Here is an 18,938-nt window from a genome sequence, read left to right as displayed (position 1 = left end):
AGGGGGCGGCGGGACCGAAGGGCTCCGCCGCCCCCTTCGCGTTCACGGCAGGGCGGCGGCGGCGACCGGGAGCGGCGAGAGCCGGATCCACGGCACCCGGCCCGGCTCGAACGCGTCGCGGGCCGCGCGGCGCCACAGCGGCGGGGCGTGGTCGCCGACGAGCAGGATCTCGGTTCCCGGATGGGCCAGCGCGATTCGCGCGACCGCCGCGAACACGTCCTGCCACACCTCCACCATGGCGCAGACCTCCGGGTCGGCGAAGCGACTGCCCGGGCGTCCGCAATCCTGCCGCGGCGTCCCGCGGCCCGCCGCGACCGGGACGTGCGAGTTCAGGGTGAGCCAGTAGACGAACGAGGGCCCGTCCGCCGCCATCTCGGCCTCGACCACCTGCGCCAGGTCGGTGTCGCAGGGCCCCGGGAACGGCCCGTCGCAGCGGCGGTCGAACCGGGGCCCCAGGGTCTCGCCGAACAGGCTGCGCTGGAAGCCGGCCAGGGGGTACCACTGGTCGCGGTCGTAGAAGCCGGCGTGGAAGCCGTGCACCGCGACGGTCCGGTAGCCGCGGGCGGCGAAGCGGTCGGGCAGGCAGACCGGATCCTCCTCGGCGAAGAAGCGCCAGTACGGGCGGTAGGTGCCGCACAATTCGCGCATCTCGCCGGCGGCGGTGCTGCCGAAGAAGGGGCTCGTGCCGGTCGCGACCGCGTAGAGGCGGCGCAGGGCCGGATCGTCGAACGGCGCGGTCAGGACCGCGCGCTCGACCGGATCGCGCAGGACGCCCAGGCTCTCGACCATCACCAGGAGGGCGCGGGGAGGCGGCTGCCGCCGGCCCGGCACGGCTTCGAACCCCGATCCGGTGCCGCCCGACTCGAACGCCTGGCCGGCACTGGCCAGGAGGCCGAAATCGTGGGCGGCGGAGCCGTTGACCAGGAGGTCGCCGGCCAACAGCGCGGCGGCGGCGGCCGTGAAGACCGGGCGGCTGCCCCGGCGCATCGCCGGGCCCGCGCGCACCAGGAAGGCCAGGTAGGCGACCGTGGCGGCGGCGACCGCGAGGGCGCAGGCGGCGTAGGCGGGCGTCGTCAGGAGCGGCACCAGCACGCCGACGTCGATCAGGCGCAGCAATGCGCCGAGATCGAGGAAGAACAGGCGGCCCACGACGAGCAGGAGGTCGAGCGCCACCACCACTAGACCGAGGAGGGCGAGGCCCCAGCCCGGCAGCCGCCCGGCGAGCAGCGCGAGCGCGGCGTAGAGCGCGATGGTGCTCGTGCGCGCCGGCACGCCCGCGACGGTGCCGGCGACGAGCGCGAGGGCGTTCGGCAGCACGAGGCCGCCGACGAGGAGGAGCAGGCTCGGCCGGTCCGGCACGGCTATCGAAGCGCGAGACCGGACTTGACGCAGTGCTGCGGCGGTGCAAGCGAAGATATGACCAAGGGGCATGTCGGCTTCTTAGCCGTCATTCCCTTAATGCATATCTGCGGAAAATCTCGTCTCCCAGGTCTAACTGAGGCCTGTCCGGGCGAAACCGTCCGGAATTCTCACGGACTTGCGACTATCTCGCCATCAAACGAGTGGTGCACGACGATATTTCGAGATCGCGGCGAGGATCCCGCCCCGATCCTCACGCCTCGTCGCGCAGAACCCGGCGGATGATCTTGCCGGTGGTGGTGAGCGGCAGGCTCGACCGGAACGCGATCTCGCGTGGGTATTCGTGGGCCGAGAGGCGGGTGCGCACGAAGGCCTGGATCTCGGCGGCGAGGGTCTCGGAGGGGCTGTGCCCCGGGCGCAGGACCACGAAGGCCTTGACGATCTCGGTGCGGACGGGATCGGGCTTGCCCACCGCGGCGGCCAGGGCCACCGCCGGATGGCGCAAGAGGCAATCCTCGATCTCGCCGGGGCCGATCCGGTAACCCGCGGAGGTGATGACGTCGTCGTCGCGCCCGACGAAGTGGACGTAGCCGTCGGCATCGACCCGGCCCTGGTCGCCGGTGGTCATCCAGTCGCCGAGGAACTTCCTCGTCGTCGCCTCGGGGTCGTTCCAGTAGCGCAGGAACATCACCGGGTCGGGCCGGGCGACGGCGATCTGGCCGGTCTCGTCGGGGGCCGCCGGGCTGCCGTCCGGGCGGATCACCGCGACCCGGTGGCCGGGCACCGGCCGGCCGGTGGACCCCGCCCGCGCCACGCCCAAGGCAGCGCAGGAGGCCAGAACCAGATTGCACTCGGTCTGGCCGTAGGCCTCGTTGATGGTGAGCCCGAGCGCTCCCGTCGCCCAGTGGAACGTCTCCGGCCCCAGCATCTCCCCGGCCGAGGCCAGGGTGCGCAAGCGCCGCAGGTCGAAGCGCCGGCGCGGGTCCTCGACGGTGCGCAGCATCCTGAGCGCGGTCGGCGGCACGAAGGCGTTGGCGACGGAGAGGTCGGCCATCAGCCGGAACGCCTCCTCGGGCTCGAATTTCTCCGCCTTGCGCGCCACCACGGCGACGCCGTGATGCAGGCTCGGCAGGAGCGCGTTGAGGAGGCCGCCGGCCCAGGCCCAGTCGGCCGGGGTCCACATCCGGTCGCCGGCCTTCGGCATGAACTCGTGCATCATGGAAAAGCCCGGCAGGTGGCCGAGCAGCACCCGGTGGCCGTGCAGCGCCCCCTTCGGCGGGCCTGTGGTGCCGGAGGTGTAGATCATCAGGGCCGGGTCGTCGGCCCGCGTGTCGACCGGGACGAGGTCGGGCGAGGCCGCGGCCAGGAGATCGGCGTAGCCGAGCGCCCCGTCGCCCGCCCCGTCGGTCGAGACCACGAGGGCGAGGTCCGGCAGCGCGTCGCGCAAGGGGGCGAGCTTGGCGACGCCGCCGGCATGGGTCACGACGGCCCTCGCGCCGGCATCGGAGAGGCGGTGGAGCAGGCCCTCGGGCCCGAACACCACCGCGAGCGGCAGCGCCACGGCCCCGAGCTTGTAGATCGCGAGGTGGGCCACCACCACGGCGGGGGATTGCGGCAGGAGCACCGCCACCCGGTCGCCGGCCTGCACACCGTGGGCCCGCAGGGCGTTGGCAAAGCGGTTCGACGCCTCGCGCAAGGCGGCGAAGCTCCAGGTCTCCACCCGGCCGCCCGGGCTCACGTCGAGGATCGCGGTGCGGTCCGGGTCGGCCGCGGCCCAGCGGTCGCAGACGTCGACCGCGATGTTGTAGCGCTCCGGGATCCGCCATTGGAATCCGGAGCGCCAAGCGTCGTAGGAGGTCGGGATCACGCCTCGCGCGGCGGGAAACCGCCCTCGAACGTGAAATCGGGCAGGGGGTGGCGGCCGTTCGGGGTCTCGCGGGCGCGGGTCTCCTCCGGCAGGGTCGCGGGATCCGCCTTGCGGCCGACCGCGAAAGCGGCCTCGATCCGATGGTGCGGCGGCAGGTTCAGCGCGGCGGGCGCGCCCTCGTGGTCGAAGCCGGTCATGCCGTGGGCATGCCAGCCCGACTTGACCGCCTGGAGCTGGAACAGGGCCGAGGCCGTGCCGGCATCGAAGGACGCGCTGTAGGAGGGTTTCAGGCCGTCCTTGGTGTTCATCATCCCGTTCGAGGCGATGAACACCAGCGCCCCGGCGCTCTTCACCCAGCCCTGGTTGAACGGCACGAGCAGCCCGAACAGCGTCTCCCAGGCCGGCGTGTCGCGAAGGGCGTAGAGGAAGCGCCAGGGCTGCGAGTTGTAGCCCGAGGGCGCCCAGCGCGCCGCCTCGATCATCGTCATCAGCGCGGGCAGCGGCACCGCCTCGCCGGTGAAGGCGCGGGGCGACCAGCGCTCGAGGAACAGTGCGTCGATCGGATGGTCGGCGGTGCGGGAATTGGCGGATGTTGTCACGGGTGAACGATCTCCGTGGATTTGGCGCCGTCCTGCCAGCAAGCGCGGCGGTTGTCACGGGGCGGGGATACGGGTCCTTGGGCGGAGCTGACCCGCGGAAACCTCATACCGCCGCCGGTGTTGTCCTCCGCACGCGCGAAATGGCCGCGACAGGAGAGACCCCGATGGCGAAGACGGATCAGGCGCGGCCCTCGCTGCGCGACTTCGACCCCTATACCGACCGCAACGGTCAGGACATGGGCCAGGATTCGCCCCTCGACGTCGGCGTGCCGCCGCGGACGCAAGCCGACATGGCCCACGACCCGATGGGCCAGGCCCGCGACGCCCGCGTCGCCTCGGACTTCAACCGGCTCGATTCGATCGGCGCCACCGACGGCAGCCAGGCCACCGAGGACGAGACGCCGCCGGAGAACCTTCGCCGGATCAGCGATCCTTCGACCGGCGGTCCGGCCACCCAGAGCCCCGCCACCAAGGAGGCGATCGACCGGGCGACCGCCGCGGTCGGCAAGGACGAGGGGGAGTGAGGCGATGACGCGCAAACCCGACGACGTGGTGGGCAGCCGGGGCGGGCCGGCCGCCGGCGGCGGCCACCAGACGCCCGAGCAGGAGGCGATCACCCGGCAGGAGGGCGGCGGCCGCGACGAGGCCGAGCTGAAGCGCGAATGGTCCTCGGCCGGGACGCCCGGCCGGCCGCCGGTCTCCGTCGGCGGCAGCTCCGGCGGCCATTCCGACCAGGTCGCAGCCCAGGGGCCCGATGCGGGCAAGAAGGTCGCGGACGGCGAGTACCGGACCGAGAAGACCGGCGGCAAGGTCGATTGGTGAGGAGATCACGATGGCGGAGCAGAGCAAGAACGGCCGGGACGGCAAGCCCGCCCGCGACGACACGATCACCGCCGACGACCTGAAGGGCGTCGCGGCGGTGCCGCAGGACGGCGACGGCGAGGCGAACACGTCCGGCGCCAATGCGGGGGACCGGCAGACGGTCGAGGCCGATCCGGGGACGGGTTAGCGGCGCGCTCCGGCGCCGTCCGGATCCTCCGCGCCTGGGCCGGCCGCGACGCGGCCGGCTCGACATCTCACGAGGACGACGATGACGAAGCTCTTCATCGCACGCGTGCGCGGCCCGTCGGGAGACCGGCCGCTCGTGACGGTGCGCGCGGCAGCCGAAGGCGAGGCGAAGCTGTTCCTCGAAGCGGCCTACCCGGACGACGACGTGGTCGAGGTCGCCGAGCCCGGTGATTGGGTCAGCACGTCCGATACCGGCACGACGGCGGGCGACGTCCGCGAGCACCCCGGCGTCGCGTGGCAGGCGCCGACGACCGGCCTGAGCTAGGGGTGGAGCCGGACGGAGAGGAACGCTGCCGGTCGCGGACGCGGCGGCGCGTTCCCGGGCTTCGGCCCGGAGCGCGGGCTTGAGCCCCACCCCGCCCCGCGGGCATAGGGGCGCCATATCCGCCGTCGCCATGTCCACCCTCGCCATGCCCGCCCCCGCTCCCTCCTCGCTCCCCGCCCCGCCCCGCCTGATCCCCCGCCCGCACCAGGCCGAGGCGATCCGCGCCATCCTGGCGGCGCGGGAGGCGGGCCGGCCGGGCTTCCTCCTCGGCGACATGACCGGGCTCGGCAAGACGCTGTCGGTCTGGGGCGCCGTCGCGGCGATGCCCGAGCGCGCGGTGCTGATCGTCTGTCCCAAGGGGGCGATGCCGCAATGGCGGCGCACGATCCGCGACTCGGATCTGGGCGCGAAGGACGTGACGCTGATCAACTACGAGCGGACCAAGTCCCTCCTCGCCCTGCCGGCGGCGAGCGGCCGCCGCTCGGTGCGGGCGAAGAACAACGAGCTCGCCAAGCTCGGCCAGCCGAAGCGCGTCTGGCCGATCGTAGTCTTCGACGAGGCCCACCGCTTGCGCAACCCGAACTCGCAACAGGGCCAGGCCTGCCGGCGGATGGCCGAGGCCGCGGCGTTCACGCTCTATGCCAGCGCCACCGCCGGCCAGGCGCCGCACGAATTGTCCTATCTCGGCGCACTGCTCGGCCACGCCGTCGGCCGCCCGGTCGAGACGACCGCCGATTTCCGCGCCCTGATGCAGCACCTCAAGATCGGCCGCGCCAAGGGGCGGTGGCAGAACTGGTCGTGGGAGCCGAACGCCCGCGACGAGGAGACGATGGCGCGCCTGCTCTATCGCGGGCCGAACGCGATCGGGCTGCGGCGGCGGCCCGCCGACATCGCCGGCTGGCCCGAGGTGCAGCGGGACCTGGCGCCCACCGCCCTCGATGCGCCGTCGAAGCGCCTCTACGACGCGACCTGGCGCGAGTTCCGCCGCGAATGGGGCCTGACCGGGGGCTCGAACCGGCGCGCCGCCGGCTGGGCTGCGGACCTGCGCTTCCGCCAGAAGGCGAGCCTGATCCGCGTCGCCGGCACGCTCGACCTCGCCGAGGACCTGCTCGAGGCCGGCGAGCAGGTCGCGGTCTCGGTGGCCTTCCTGGAGACCGGCGCGGCCCTGGCGCAAGGCTTCACCGGCCGCGGCTGGCGCGCCGGCACCATCGACGGCACGCGAGACCCGGAGGCGAACGAGGCGGTACGAACCGCCTTCCAGCGCGGCGAGCTCGACGCGGTGGTGTTCACCGTCACCGAATCGATCTCGCTCCATCGCAACGAGCTGCCCGGCGGCGAGCGCCCGCGCAGCCTGATCGTCCACGACATGCGCCACAGCGCGATCCAGCTCAGCCAGATCGAGGGCCGCTGCCACCGCGACGGCGAGCGCGCCGCGATCCTGTTCGCCTACGCGGAGGGCACCGTCGAGGAGCGGGTCGCCGCGACCGTGATCGCCCGCATGGCCGGGATGGACAGGATGGCCGGGGAGGATACCTCCCTCCTCGACGCCATCGCGCGGATCATCGATGGTGAGGCGTAGTCGAGGAGGCTTCGATGGTGACGCGAGGGTTCACGGGGCGCCGCCCGGCCCGGCCGGAGGCCGAGCGCCTGCCGCCGGGCCAGTACCTCACCGAGGATTTCCCGGTGCTGCAGCTCGGGCCGACCCCGCGCCTCGACACCGCGCGCTGGCGCTTCACCCTGCGGGACGGCGCGAAGCCCCTGAAGAGCTGGACCTGGGCGGAGTTCGAGGCCCTGCCGCGCACCCGCTGGAAGGGCGACATCCACTGCGTCACCAAGTGGTCGAAGTTCGACACCGCCTGGGAGGGCGTGACCTTCGACGACCTCCTGGCGGCGGCCGGGATCGCGGCGCCGACCGCCTACCTGCTCGCCGAGGGCTACGACGACTACACCACCAACGTGCCGGTGGCCGACCTCGTCGGGGGCAAGGGCATGGTGGCGACCCGCTACGCCGGCGAGCCGATCCCGCCCGACCACGGCGGTCCCGCCCGCCTCCTGGTGCCGCACCTCTACTTCTGGAAGAGCGCCAAGTGGGTGAAGGGCCTGCGGTTCACGCAGAAAGACGAGGCCGGGTTCTGGGAGCTGCGCGGCTATCATATGGTCGGCGATCCCTGGCGCGAGCAGCGCTTCACCGGCGATTGAGAGCCCGGTCGACGTGACGACGGCCCTGACCTGGCAGGACGCTGTCATCACCGCCGCGGCGCCCGAGACGACGCGGGTGCGCCGCCTCACCCTGGCGGTCGGCTGGTCGCGGCCGTTCCGGGCCGGACAGCATGTCGACGTGCGGCTGACCGCTCCCGACGGCTACCAGGCCCAGCGCAGCTATTCCATCGCCTCCTCGCCGACGGTCCTTCCGACGATCGACCTCCTGATCGAGCGGCTCGACGACGGCGAGGTCTCGGGGTTCTTCTCCGACGTGGCCGAGCCCGGCGACGCGATCGAGCTGCGCGGGCCGATCGGCGGGTCCTTCGTGTGGGATCCGGAGATGGGCGGGCCGCTGCTCCTCGTCGGCGGCGGCTCCGGGGTGGTGCCGCTGCTCGGCATGCTGCGCCACCGGGCGGAGGCGGCGCCCGGCGTGCCGGCGCTGCTGCTCTACTCGGCCCGCACGGCCGAGGAGGTCATCGCCCGCGAGGAGCTGACCCGCCGCGACGCCGAGGAGCCGGGCTTCCGGCTGATGCTGACCCTCACCCGGAGCCTGGACGGGCGACGGATCGACGCCGCCCGGATCGCCGAGGCGCTCGCCGCCCTCGGGACCCCGGCCCACACCTTCGTGTGCGGAGCCAACCCCTTCGTCTCGGCGGTCTCCGACCTCCTGGTGGAGGCCGGATTGCCCGCCCGCACGATCCGCACCGAGCGCTTCGGAGGATGAGCGACATGCCCGAGATCACCGGCCGCACCCGCGTCTTCGCGATCCTCGCCGACCCGATCGGCCAGGTGAAGGCGCCGCAGGGCCTCAACCGCCTCATGGCCGAGCGCGGGGTCGACGGGGTGATGGTGCCGCTCCACGTCGCGGCGGCCGACCTCGCCACGGTGCTCGCCGGCCTGCGGGCGGTGCGGAGCTTCGGCGGCGCGATCGTCACCGTGCCGCACAAGACCGCGATCGTGCCGCTCCTCGACGCGGTCAGCGACGCGGCGCGGCTCGTCGGCGCCGTCAACGCGGTGCGGCGCGAGCCCGACGGCCGCCTCGTCGGCGAGATCCTGGACGGGGCCGGCTTCGTCGCGGGCCTGAGGGCGGCGGGCCACGAGCCCCGCGGCCGCAGCGCCTACCTCGCCGGGGCCGGCGGGGCGGCGAACGCCATCGCCTTCGCGCTCGCCGAGGCGGGAGTGACGCGCCTCACCGTCCACAACCGCACGGCGGCGCGGGTCGAGGACCTGTTCGCGCGCCTGCGCCGCCTCCATCCCGACCTGCCGCTGGCACAGGGCGGCCCCGACCCGGCCGGGCACGACCTCGTGGTCAACGCCACCTCGCTCGGCCTGAGGCCCGACGATGCCCTGCCGCTCGACCCCGCCGGGCTGAGCCCGGAGCAGCTCGTGGCCGAGATCATCATGCAGCCGGCCGAGACCCCGCTGCTCGCCGCCGCCGCGGACCGGGGCTGCCGCACCCATCCGGGCCTGCCGATGCTGGAGGGCCAGCTCGCCCTGATGGCGGATTTCCTGCGGATGCGGCCCTGAGCGGAGACGCTATTTCCGTCCGAACGGAGCGATACGGGGGTTGGAGAAGCGGTTGCCACCCGCCTCCCCCTGAACCGCCACGCTGGCGCTTCGCACCTTGACCGCGAAGAGGCCGCGATCGGGATCGATCGGTACGACGCCGAAGGCTCGGTCCATGTCGGATTGCCGCACGCCGAGCGAGCGGGCAGCCTGCTGGAGCGAGGGCGGACGGCGCGTCGCCCGGACGGTCATGAGAACTGTGTCGCCTTCGTCAGTATCCAAGAACGACCTCCTTGAGGTCATAGCCCGAGACGCGTGGCGGTTCGAAGCGGCTCGAGAATCCCATATCCTAAGTTGCGGTTCCAGCCCGCAGCGCTGCGGCTGCTGGTATCGGACTTCAATTCGCGCGCGAGATCGCGAGGCCCGAGTATCGTAGGCGGCACTCTGGTCCGGATCGCGGCGACGCAGCCGGCCGCCACCGGGCAGGCGGCCGAGGTTCCGTCATCCGCCGTGCCGGGCCCACAGGCCTCCGATCCGAGGAAGTGCGTGTAGCTCGACAGGTCGGGTTTGGCATAGACCATGCCGGGTATTCCCGGCCCCTGTGACGAATATCCCGCCCGCCGGCCGCCCGTGGTGACGCCTGCCACGGTGATCACGTCCGGATGAGCGTTCGCGCCCATGATCGTGTGCTTGACGACGCCCTGGCAGCGCGGATCGGGACAGCCGGCGCCGCAATTGCCGGCCGCGAAGAGAATGTCCACGCCGTACCGACTGAGGGCCCCCACGATCACGTTGAACGGATGGTCCGGGTTGTCGACGTATCGTCCCGTATGGCCGCCCGGGAAGTCCCAGCTCTCGTGATAGAGGCCCCAGGAATTCGTCACGACGAGAGATCTGAAGCGCCGCTTCCGCCCGCTCACCAGGGGGATGAGACTCGCGTAGGCCTGGAGGGCATCGCTCAGGAACCCGGCCGATGGATTGCCGCCGATGGCCGTCGACCGCAGGATCGGAAAGTCGAGCAGGGTCGCCTTCGGGGCGGCGATAAGCGCACCGTAGGCGCACATCGTTCCGTGACCGACTGGATGCTGGCCCGGAGGGCAGGTGAGCGACGGCCAGGTGACCGACGCGTCGAGCGCCGCCGCGATGCCTTTGCCGGCGAGGTGCGCCAGGTTGATGCCGTCGTCCATCACGGCGATCCCCACGCCCGACCCGTCGAGCTGCTTGGCCGCGAGGCCCGCCACGTCGAGGCGACGCTCGACGTCCGCGCGCGTCCCGATCGGGGCGGTCGAGCAGCCCGGCGGGGTGGCGAAGGCGGCGATCTGCGGGTCCGAGAAGATCGCGGCGCCGTCCGTCGTCGTCGACGGCACGTCGTTGGCGTCGTCGATGGTCGCACGGACCGCGAAGTACGGCGCTGCGGCAGCGGACGAGAGTTCGAGCCTGGCGGTGTGGCCGATCTGCCCGAGGGGAACCGGCGAAAAGTCCGTGTCGAGCTCGGCACGAGCGGGGATCCCGGATACCCGCGTTCTGATCCTGCCGTCGTTGCCGCTTATCCGCATCATGGCAGGATTGCGCAGTTCCTCTCGCGCCGGCAATACCAGGATTACGCGCCGTTCGGACATCACTGTCTCCAAGGAGTATCAACTAGGTTTATTAGGTAAAAATTTTGTTAACACAAGCGATTTATGGGGAAAAATCCGGATCGTGGTATTCACGACTACTGCTTGCATGGCGATCAGTTGTCGCAGGATCTCGATGGCCGGGAGAACGGTCGGCGAGGCTGTTTCCGTCCCCGATACGGAGGCGATCAAGGAGACCATTCTGCGCACATCTGACGCCGCGACCGCAGACGACCTGGAACCTCCGCGCCCAGGCCGCGACGCCTGACCGGGCTTGACCCCGTCATTCATCCGGGCGAGGCCGGCACCATCATGACCAACGCCGCCCGACCCGTCGGAGGACGCCGATGACCTTTCAGGCCCAGCCGGTCCCGCGAGAGACCCTGATCGACCGCCTCGGGCAGTGCCTCGGCCCCGCCGGCCTCCTCACCGACGAGGCCGACATGGCCCCCTTCGCGATCGACTGGCGGCGCCTGTTCCCGGGCCGGCCGGCCTGCGTGGTGCGCCCTTCGAGCACCGCCGAGGTCGCCGACGTGGTGCGGCTGTGCGCCGAGGCCGGGGCCGCCCTCGTGCCCCAGGGCGGCAATACCGGGCTTGCCGGCGGCGCCGTGCCGGACGGCTCGGGCCGGGAGGTGGTGCTGTCGCTCGCGCGCATGACCGCGATCCGGGGGATCGACCCGGTCGGCCTGACCCTGACCGCCGAGGCCGGCTGCGTGCTGAAGGTGGCGCAGGACGCCGCCGAGGCCGCCGGGCGGCTCCTGCCGGTGAGCTTCGCGGCGGAGGGCTCGGCGCTCGTCGGCGGCGTGATCGCCACCAATGCGGGCGGGATCAACGTGGTGCGCTACGGCATGACCCGCGGCCTCGTGCTGGGCCTCGAGGTGGTGCTCGCCGACGGCAGCACCGTCGACGGCCTCCGGGCGCTGCGCAAGGACAATGCCGGCTACGACTGGAAGCAGCTCTTCATCGGCACGGAGGGCACGCTCGGCATCGTGACGGCGGCGGTGCTGCGCCTCGTCGCCCGTCCGCGCCACAGCGCGACGGCCCTGCTCGCGGTGCCGGATCCGGCGGCGGCGCTCCGCTTGTTCACCCTGGCGCAGGAGGAGATCGGCGACAGCATCCAGGCCTTCGAGCTGATCTCCGGCACCTCGCTCGGCCTCGTCGAGGAGCATGCGGGCCTCAGGAGCCCGGTGGGCGCCGCGGGCTGGACCGTGCTGATCGAGGCGGCCTCCTCGCTCTCGGGGCTTCGCGAGGCGATGGAGGGCGTGCTCGGCACCGCGCTCGAGCGCGAGGACGCCACCGACGGGGTGCTGGCGGAATCCGGCCGCCAGGCCGCCGAGCTCTGGGCCCTGCGCGAGCACGTCACCGAGTGCGAGGCCCGCGCCGGCAGGAGCGTCAAGCACGACGTCTCGGTGCCGATCACCGCGATCCCCGCCTTCCTCGACGAGGCCGGCCGGGTGCTGGCCGCCGGCGCGCCCGGCACCCGCGTCAACGCCTTCGGCCACATGGGCGACGGCAACATCCACTACAACGTGCTGATCGGGCCGGACCATTCGTCCGAAGCGATCAACGCCCTCGTCCACGGGGTGGTCGACCGCTACGGCGGCAGCATCTCGGCCGAGCACGGCATCGGCCAGTACCGCGTCTCCGAGCTCGCCCGCCACCGCCACCCGGACGAGATGGCGCTGGCGCGGCGGATCAAGGCCGCGCTCGACCCGGAGGGGCTGCTGAATCCCGGGAAGGTCTTGGCGCGAGGATAGGAGGGAGGCGCGCGGGTGAACCCTCCCCCCCCTCTGCGGGGGAGGGCTAAGGCCGGCGCGCACAACGAAGAATCGACCCCGGGGGAGGATCATGGACGCGTTCGACTTCGTCATCGTCGGCGGTGGCACCGCGGGCTGCGTCCTGGCGAACCGCCTGAGCGACGACGGACGCACCCGCGTGCTGCTGCTCGAGGCGGGCGGGGAGGGGAGGGGGTTCTGGGTCGGCATCCCGGCGGGATTCCCCAAGCTCCTCACCGGGGCGGCGTTCAACTGGCGCTTCGCCACCGAGCCCGAGCCCAACACCCACGAGCGCGCCATCGTGGTGCCCCGCGGCAAGGGGCTCGGCGGCTCGACGCTGATCAACGGCATGATCTTCGTGCGCGGCCAGAAGCAGGATTTCGACACCTGGGCCCAGAGCGGCAACCGCGGCTGGTCCTGGGACGAGGTGCTGCCCTACTTCCGCAAGCTCGAGCATTTCGAGGGCGGCGACCCTGCCTTGCGCGGCCGCGGCGGCCCGCTCCACGTCACCCGGGTCGGTGTGAGGAACCCGCTCGCCGACGCCTTCATCCGCGCCGGGACCGAGGCGGGCTACCCCGAGAACCCCGATTATAACGGCGCCTCGCAGGAGGGCTTCGGCTACTACCAGGCCAACCAGCGCAACGGCCGGCGCTGGAGCGCCCGGGACGCCTACCTGCAGCCGGCCCGCTCGCGCCCGAACCTGACGGTGCGCACGAACGCCCACGTCCTGCGCCTCGACCTCGACGGCGCCCGCGTGACCGGCGTCACCTATCGCCGTGACGGGCGCGAGGAGCGGGTGACGGCGCGGGCCGAGGTGATCCTGGCCGCCGGCGCCGTGCAGTCGCCCCACCTCCTCGAACTCTCCGGCATCGGCCGGCCGGAGGTGCTGGCGCGGGCGGGGATCCCCGTGCGCCACGCCCTGCCGGGGGTCGGCGAGAACTACCGCGACCACTACGCGACCCGGATGAACTGGCGCGTGAAGCTGCCGGTGACCCTCAACGAGGCGACCCGCGGCTGGCGCCTCGGCCTCGCGGTCGGCCAGTACTTTCTGACCCGGCGCGGCATCCTCACCCTCGGCACCGGCCTCGCCCACGGCTTCGTGCGCACGAGGGCCGAGCTCGCCGGTCCCGACGTGCAGTACTTCTTCATGCACGCGAGCTACGCCAACGCCGCCGACCGGACCCTCGACCGCGAGCCCGGCATGACGATCGGCGTGACGCAGTTGCGGCCGGACTCCCGCGGCACGATCCACGCGGTCTCGGCCGACCCGATGCGCCCTCCGGCGATCCGGCCGAATTTCCTGAGCGCCCGCACCGACCAGGAGGCCCTGATCGAGGGGATGCGCATCGCCCGCCGGGTGATCGCGCAACCCGCCATGGACCCCTACCGCGCCCACGAGCTCAATCCCGGCGACGGCGTGCGGACGGACGACGAGTGGCTCGACTTCGCCCGCCGTAACGGCCAGACCATCTACCACCCGGTCGGCACCTGCAGCATGGGCCGGGGTCCGGAGGCGGTGGTGGACGAGCGCCTGCGGGTGCACGGCCTCGACGGATTGCGGGTGATCGACGCCGCCGTGATGCCGACCGAGGTCTCGGCCAACACCCAGGCCGCCGTGATGATGATCGCCGAGAAGGGCGCGGACCTGGTGAGAGCCGACCGGCGCTGACGCCCGGCAGCGACCGCGATCCCGACAGGAGCTTGACCGATGCGCACCCTTCCGATCGCGCCGATCACCGCGGAGGCGTTCGCGCCCTACGGTACGCTGCTCGTCGGTCCCTCCGCCGGCCCGCGGCAGGATCGGGCGGCCGAGATCGACAACGGGCGCCCGGGCGTGGCCCTCAACCTCGCCCTCGTCCGGAGCGAGCCCTTCGCCGCCACGATGCCCCTGCGCCGGCTCGAGCGACACCCGCACTCGGCGCAAGCCTTCCTGCCGCTCGCCGCCGGCGATTACTTGGTGGTCGTGGCGCCCGATACCGGAGGACGTCCGGACGAGGCGGCCCTGCGCGCCTTCCGGGTGCCGGCCGGGACGGGAATCGTCTATCGCCGCGGCGCCTGGCACGCGCACATGACCACGATGGCGGCGCCGGGCACCTTCGCGATGCTGGTGCACGAGGACGGCAGCCCTGAGGATTGCGTGTTCGCGCCGATATCCCCGGTCACCCCGGAGGCGTGACGCCGCCCCTCAATTCACCGACGGCTCGTCGAGCCGGAACGCGAAGGTCGCCGTGTAGACGTCCTCGTCGGCGAGCGTCGGGGTGGCGGACGGGCTCACCGTCTGGCTCACCGTGAGCACCTGGCTGCCGGCCTTGCGGATCGGCACCGTGGCGATGCCCTCCGGATCGGTGGTGTAGGCCGGCGCGCCGGCCCGCTCCGGCTCCATGCCGCTGTCGCCGTAATAGAGGTCGGCCCCCGGCAGCGGCGCGCCGCGGAACAGCACCCGCACCCGGATCGCCCCCGCGGTCGGGCCCGGGACCTCGACCGGCACGATCTCGAGCGTGTGGCCGACCACCCGCAGCCAGGGGGCGGCGGGGCCGAAGGCGGCCTTGGCGTACTTCACCGACCACAGGCTCGAGCGGGCCTGCGGCACCAGGCGCCGGCTGGCATTCAGCTGGGTGCCGTCGCGCAGGGTCGTCCAGTAGCCGGCGTCGAAGGTCGCCGCGACCAGGGTGCGGCCGGGCTTCGTGCCGAGCGGCGCCAGCAGGGCGGGGGGCACCTCCGGCGGGGCGGGCTTGAGGGCGCCGCGCAGGCTCGCAGCCCCGTCCTGCGTCAGGGCGAGGAGGTCGATGAGCTGGGCCGGGGCCGGCGCCTCGCGCTTCGAGGGGTGGCCGTAATTGACCCGGACCTGGGGCACGGACTCGACGGTGCTGAGGGTCAGCCACAGCTCCTGCGCGCGGCCGGGCCCCGCTGTCGCGAGGACGAGGCCGGCGGCCAGGACGGTGCGGAGCGGGGGCTGCATCGACGGTCGAACTCCTCGGGCCGGCGCCGGGGGCGCCCCGTGCGGGCGGATGCGAGGCGCGCCGCGGGCCCGCGGCGGCAAGGCATCATAACGCATCCGGCGCCAAACCGCTCCCGATCGCCCTCATCCCTTCCGCCCTCAGGTGGGACGCGCCTGCTGGCCCTGGCGCGTCCGGCGGGCGCCTTCCGCCAGGTAGGACAGCGCCACCGATCCGGCGACGGCCACGGCCACCGCCCCGAGTGCCACCGCGATCCGCGCCATTCCGCCCCACTCTCTCCGGCCGAACCCGGTAATGTTAGTCCTTGAGACGGGGCGAACGGGCGGCATCTTCGCCGGTTCCGAGAGCCGCCGCGAGGGCGATCCCGCGCAGCCGCGCCTTCGCGGCCGCGTCGCCCGGGCAGCCCGCGTCGAGCCAGGCCCGGCGCGCGGCGGCGAGACCCCGGCCGAGGCCGCGGCCGGGCGGCGCGCCCGCCGCCACCAGGGCGGCCCCGGTGACCGGAAAGACCGGCACGGGATCGCGGCCGTCGCCGAAGCGCGCCAGCAGGGCGGCGGCCTCGGCCGTGACGACCGGCCGTGGCTCGCCCGACAGGACCAGGGCGGCATCGGCGACCGCACCCGCCCCGTGGAGGGCGACCAGCCGCCGAATCTCCGCCGGCCCGAGGGGATCGGGCGCCCCGTGCAGGGCGGCCTCGGCGCCGGCATACGCCGCGAGCCGCGCGTGCTCGGCCTTCGACAGGCGCAAGGATTCGCGCAGGCGCTCGGCATCGGGGCTCGAGCGCACCGCGAGCGCCGCGAGGCGGCGCACCGGGTCCGGCTCGGTCTCGGCGGCGGCCAGCCGCGCGAGCCGGCCGAGGTCGCCGATCCCGTCGATCAGGCGCGGCAGCAGGCCCGTGCCCTGCATCACCGCCGTGACGGCGGGCGCTCCGGGCGCGGCCAGCAGCTTCAGGAGTTCCCCCCGCACCCGCTCGCGGGAGAGGAGCGCCAGCCCGTCCCGGGCCTCGATCGCGGCGGCGAGGCCCTCCGGATCGGGGGCGCCGGTGCCGAAGCGGGCATGGAAGCGGAAGAAGCGCAGGACCCGCAGGTAATCCTCGCGGATGCGCTGGCGCGCCTCGCCGATGAAGCGCACCCGGGACGCGGCGAGGTCGGGCAGGCCCCCGACCGTGTCGTGCACGCGGCCCGCCGGATCGGCCGACAGGGCGTTGACGGTGAAGTCGCGCCGTGCGGCGTCGCGGGCGAAGTCGCGGCCGAAGCGCACCACGGCGTGGCGCCCGTCGGTCTCGATGTCCTCGCGCAGGGTCGTGACCTCGAACGGCTCGCCCTCGGCCACCACCGTCACGGTGCCGTGGGCGATGCCGGTCGGCACGGGCTTGAGGCCGGCGGCGCCGGCCCGCCGCACCACCTCGTCGGGGAGGAGCGTCGTGGCGAGGTCGATGTCGGCGACCGGGCGGCCGAGCAGCGCGTCGCGCACCGCGCCGCCGACGAGGCGGGTCTCCTCGCCCGGGTCTTCGAGGGCCGCGAGCACCCGGGCGAGGCGCGGCCGCGCCAGCACCGCCCGCAAGGCGGCCTCGTCGAGGGCGGGGTGCTCGACGGAGAGGTTCACCGGAACTGCCCGGGCACCACCCGGCCGTTCTCGATATGGGTCGGCACGAAGCCGTCCTGGTGCCGCTCGGCGGTGAGCGCCACCACCACGAAGGAGGCGATGACGAGGGCGGCGCCCGCGATGGCGAGCCGCACGGCCTGGTCGCTCCAGGCCGCCCAGCGCAAGGGGTTGCGCCGGCTCAGCACCAGCCAGAGGCCGAAGGCCGCGAAGGGCAGCAGGAACAGCAGCATGTCGTCGATCAGCGCGCGGGCCATTCCGGATCACTCGTCCACGTCGCGGAGCCGGTCGTACAGGTTGCGCACGATACCGGCCGTGACGCCCCAGATGTAGCGCTCGCCGAAGGGAATCGCGTAGTAGCGCCGCTGGCGCCCGCGCCATTCCCGGCTGTGCAGGGCGTGGTTGGCGACATCCATCAGGAAGTCGAGCGGCACCTCGAACGCCTCCGCGACCTCGTGCGGGTTGAGGGCGAGGGAGGCGTCCGGCGCCACCAGCCCGACCACCGGCGTCACCAGGAAGCCGGTGCCCGACAGGTAGGGATCGAGGTAGCCGAGCGGCGTCACCGCCGCGGGATCGAGGCCGATCTCCTCCTGCGCCTCCCGCAGGGCCGCCGCGAGGGGGGAGGGATCGCCCGGATCGATCTTGCCGCCCGGGAAGGCGATCTGGCCGGAATGGTCGCGCAGGTGCGCCGACCGGAGGGTGAACAGCACCGAGACGCCGTCGTCGCGCGGCACCACCGGCACCAGCACGGCGGCGAGCCGGGGCGGGCGCGCCAGGGCGGCCTCCAGCACGTCGGGCTCGAGGTCGTGGTCGCCCCTCGGGTTGGAGGTATCGTCGTGCGGACCCGGCGGCTCGGGCCGCAGGCGCGCCCGGGCGCGCTCCAGGAAGGCGTCGAGGGCAGACGGGTCCAGGACTTGCGGCGCGGCGAGATCGGTCACGACAGCTCGGCCGGTCACGACAATTCGGATGATTTGGCGATGCGGTGGAAGCGCCCGCCGGCGGCCAGCCCGAACCAGCGCTCGCCCCCCTCCTCGCGCTCCTCGCAGAGGTCCACGAGGTCGTAGGTGAGCGCCCGGGTGACCCGGGCCCAGAGGCCGTGGCGCACGGCGATGTAGGGCTTGAAGCCGCCCTCCGGGTCGCGCTCGAAGCGTAAGGGGTGGGCGTCGTCGAGGGGCACGACGTCGTCGAGGTTGGTGCGGAACGCGACGGCGCGGGCCTCGCCCTCGCCCTCCACCGCCATCTCGACCGCCAGGAAGGCCGCGTCCTCGACCTCGATCCCGACCCGCTCGACCGGCGTCACCAGCACCGTGCGCCCGTCGGGGTCGCGGCGCAGGATGGTGGAGAAGAGCTTGACCAGGGCCGGCCGGGAGACCGGGCTGCCGTTGTAGTGCCAGGTCCCGTCGGCGGCGATCCGCATCGGGATCTCGCCGCAATAGTCGGGGTTCCAGCGCTCGACCGGCGGCGGCCCGCGTCGCGAGCCCTCCGCGCCGAGGGCGGCGGTGAGGCGTTCGAGGACCCCGCCGGGCGGGGCGCCGTTCGGATCGTGCGTCATCCCGCACTACATAGCGGAGTGGAGCGGCTTGTGTACGGGCCGGTCTTCCGCGAGGAATCCGGACGTCAGGCGCCCTCCGGCCGCCGCCGCAGGATCTTCCACACGCCGGTGGCGGTGGCGACGATGCGCCCGTCGCAGCGCGCGTCGCCGCGCAGGAAGACCAGGCTGCTGGTACGCTGCACCACCTCGGGCGTCATCGTGACCGTCTCGCCGATCCGCCCGGCCGAGACGAACTGCATCTCGAACTGCACCGTGACGCAATTCGCCCCGCCGGCCGCCCGCATGGCGGCGAAGCCCAGCGCCCGGTCGGCGAAGGTCATCATCATGCCGCCCTGCACCACGCCGATCAGGTTGGCGTGCTTGGGCTCGGCCCGGAACGCGAAGCTCACCGCCTCGCCCGCCTCGCGCAGCAGGACCGGGCCGACGAGGGAGAGGAAGCCTTCGTCGTCGAAGGCACGCCAACCGGTCGGGTCGGAATCGGGGGAGGTCATGGGGGCGCTCGGGATCGATGGCACTGGACAGCGCGGCCGTGGCCGTGCCTCAACGGTCCATACCAAGAAAATCGCCAGGGAG

The 18,938-nt window shown here is 73.2% G+C and carries 22 protein-coding genes; 11 read left to right on the top strand and 11 right to left on the bottom strand.

The window, feature by feature from the left end; all coding sequences use genetic code 11:
• Positions 1-42: 42 nt before the first annotated feature.
• From DK419_RS29755 to DK419_RS02825, 3 genes are all read right to left on the bottom strand, one after another.
• The gene (locus DK419_RS29755; RefSeq protein ID WP_109957751.1) at positions 43-1,359 is read right to left on the bottom strand and encodes a sulfatase-like hydrolase/transferase; all 1,317 of its coding nucleotides are present in this window, start codon (positions 1,357-1,359) and stop codon (positions 43-45) included.
• 253 nt (positions 1,360-1,612) lie between these two features.
• A complete protein-coding gene (locus DK419_RS02830) occupies positions 1,613-3,226 on the bottom strand; it encodes an AMP-binding protein (protein ID WP_109957750.1) in 1,614 nt (537 codons plus the stop codon).
• Entirely contained in the window at positions 3,223-3,825 is a 603-nt protein-coding gene (locus tag DK419_RS02825; protein WP_109957749.1) for a nitroreductase family protein, read from the bottom strand. The genes DK419_RS02830 and DK419_RS02825 overlap by 4 nt, the downstream gene beginning before the upstream one ends.
• Before the next feature lie 164 nt (positions 3,826-3,989).
• Here DK419_RS02825 and DK419_RS02820 point away from each other — a divergent pair, with 164 nt between their 5' ends.
• From DK419_RS02820 to DK419_RS02790, 8 genes are all read left to right on the top strand, one after another.
• Positions 3,990-4,349 (top strand): hypothetical protein, encoded by a 360-nt coding sequence (locus DK419_RS02820; protein WP_109957748.1) that lies wholly within the window; start codon positions 3,990-3,992, stop codon positions 4,347-4,349.
• 4 nt (positions 4,350-4,353) lie between these two features.
• Positions 4,354-4,647 (top strand): hypothetical protein, encoded by a 294-nt coding sequence (locus DK419_RS02815; RefSeq protein ID WP_109957747.1) that lies wholly within the window; start codon positions 4,354-4,356, stop codon positions 4,645-4,647.
• 10 nt (positions 4,648-4,657) lie between these two features.
• Entirely contained in the window at positions 4,658-4,834 is a 177-nt protein-coding gene (locus DK419_RS29005; protein ID WP_167450823.1) for a hypothetical protein, read from the top strand.
• Between the two features lie 81 nt (positions 4,835-4,915).
• Positions 4,916-5,158, top strand: a complete 243-nt coding sequence (locus tag DK419_RS02810; protein WP_109957746.1) for a hypothetical protein — start codon at positions 4,916-4,918, stop codon at positions 5,156-5,158.
• A 130-nt stretch (positions 5,159-5,288) separates the two neighbouring features.
• Positions 5,289-6,737, top strand: coding sequence for an SNF2-related protein (locus DK419_RS02805; protein ID WP_280953923.1), 1,449 nt, complete (start codon positions 5,289-5,291; stop codon positions 6,735-6,737).
• A 14-nt stretch (positions 6,738-6,751) separates the two neighbouring features.
• The gene (locus DK419_RS02800; RefSeq protein ID WP_109957745.1) at positions 6,752-7,357 is read left to right on the top strand and encodes a sulfite oxidase-like oxidoreductase; all 606 of its coding nucleotides are present in this window, start codon (positions 6,752-6,754) and stop codon (positions 7,355-7,357) included.
• A 13-nt stretch (positions 7,358-7,370) separates the two neighbouring features.
• Positions 7,371-8,084, top strand: a complete 714-nt coding sequence (locus DK419_RS02795; RefSeq protein ID WP_208642271.1) for an FAD-binding oxidoreductase — start codon at positions 7,371-7,373, stop codon at positions 8,082-8,084.
• Between the two features lie 5 nt (positions 8,085-8,089).
• Positions 8,090-8,887, top strand: coding sequence for a shikimate dehydrogenase family protein (locus tag DK419_RS02790; protein WP_109957744.1), 798 nt, complete (start codon positions 8,090-8,092; stop codon positions 8,885-8,887).
• A 9-nt stretch (positions 8,888-8,896) separates the two neighbouring features.
• On the opposite strand, the gene DK419_RS02785 is transcribed toward DK419_RS02790, so the two are convergent.
• Positions 8,897-9,148 (bottom strand): hypothetical protein, encoded by a 252-nt coding sequence (locus tag DK419_RS02785; protein WP_162561128.1) that lies wholly within the window; start codon positions 9,146-9,148, stop codon positions 8,897-8,899.
• A 17-nt stretch (positions 9,149-9,165) separates the two neighbouring features.
• The gene (locus DK419_RS02780; protein ID WP_109957742.1) at positions 9,166-10,485 is read right to left on the bottom strand and encodes a S8/S53 family peptidase; all 1,320 of its coding nucleotides are present in this window, start codon (positions 10,483-10,485) and stop codon (positions 9,166-9,168) included.
• A gap of 344 nt (positions 10,486-10,829) precedes the next feature.
• Between DK419_RS02780 and DK419_RS02775 the strand changes: the two genes are divergently transcribed.
• The 3 genes from DK419_RS02775 to DK419_RS02765 all read left to right on the top strand — a co-directional run bounded on the left by DK419_RS02775 (position 10,830) and on the right by DK419_RS02765 (position 14,433).
• Entirely contained in the window at positions 10,830-12,239 is a 1,410-nt protein-coding gene (locus DK419_RS02775) for an FAD-binding oxidoreductase (RefSeq protein ID WP_109957741.1), read from the top strand.
• Positions 12,240-12,330: 91 nt separating this feature from the next.
• Positions 12,331-13,926, top strand: a complete 1,596-nt coding sequence (locus tag DK419_RS02770; RefSeq protein ID WP_109957740.1) for a GMC family oxidoreductase — start codon at positions 12,331-12,333, stop codon at positions 13,924-13,926.
• 39 nt (positions 13,927-13,965) lie between these two features.
• The gene (locus DK419_RS02765; RefSeq protein WP_109957739.1) at positions 13,966-14,433 is read left to right on the top strand and encodes an ureidoglycolate lyase; all 468 of its coding nucleotides are present in this window, start codon (positions 13,966-13,968) and stop codon (positions 14,431-14,433) included.
• A gap of 9 nt (positions 14,434-14,442) precedes the next feature.
• On the opposite strand, the gene DK419_RS02760 is transcribed toward DK419_RS02765, so the two are convergent.
• The 6 genes from DK419_RS02760 to DK419_RS02735 form a co-directional block, all read right to left on the bottom strand.
• Positions 14,443-15,216: a DUF4198 domain-containing protein gene (locus DK419_RS02760; protein ID WP_109957738.1), complete on the bottom strand. Its 774-nt coding sequence runs from the start codon at positions 15,214-15,216 to the stop codon at positions 14,443-14,445.
• A gap of 295 nt (positions 15,217-15,511) precedes the next feature.
• Complete coding sequence (locus DK419_RS02755) at positions 15,512-16,816, bottom strand: CCA tRNA nucleotidyltransferase (protein ID WP_167450822.1); 1,305 nt, start codon at positions 16,814-16,816, stop codon at positions 15,512-15,514.
• Positions 16,813-17,070 carry a DUF6111 family protein gene (locus DK419_RS02750; RefSeq protein WP_109957737.1) on the bottom strand — a complete coding sequence of 86 codons (258 nt, stop codon included), beginning with the start codon at positions 17,068-17,070 and terminating at the stop codon, positions 16,813-16,815. Before DK419_RS02750 ends, DK419_RS02755 begins: the two co-directional genes overlap by 4 nt.
• Positions 17,071-17,076: 6 nt before the next feature.
• The gene (locus tag DK419_RS02745; RefSeq protein ID WP_109957736.1) at positions 17,077-17,751 is read right to left on the bottom strand and encodes a CoA pyrophosphatase; all 675 of its coding nucleotides are present in this window, start codon (positions 17,749-17,751) and stop codon (positions 17,077-17,079) included.
• 14 nt (positions 17,752-17,765) lie between these two features.
• Positions 17,766-18,365: a DUF1285 domain-containing protein gene (locus tag DK419_RS02740; protein WP_109957735.1), complete on the bottom strand. Its 600-nt coding sequence runs from the start codon at positions 18,363-18,365 to the stop codon at positions 17,766-17,768.
• 65 nt (positions 18,366-18,430) lie between these two features.
• Positions 18,431-18,856, bottom strand: coding sequence for a PaaI family thioesterase (locus DK419_RS02735; protein ID WP_109957734.1), 426 nt, complete (start codon positions 18,854-18,856; stop codon positions 18,431-18,433).
• Between the last annotated feature and the right edge of the window lie 82 nt (positions 18,857-18,938).

It is taken from the genome of Methylobacterium terrae, from assembly GCF_003173755.1.
GTDB lineage: Bacteria > Pseudomonadota > Alphaproteobacteria > Rhizobiales > Beijerinckiaceae > Methylobacterium > Methylobacterium terrae.
The sequence above is the reverse complement of the archived record's forward strand: the minus strand, read 5'-3'. Positions and strand labels throughout refer to the sequence as shown.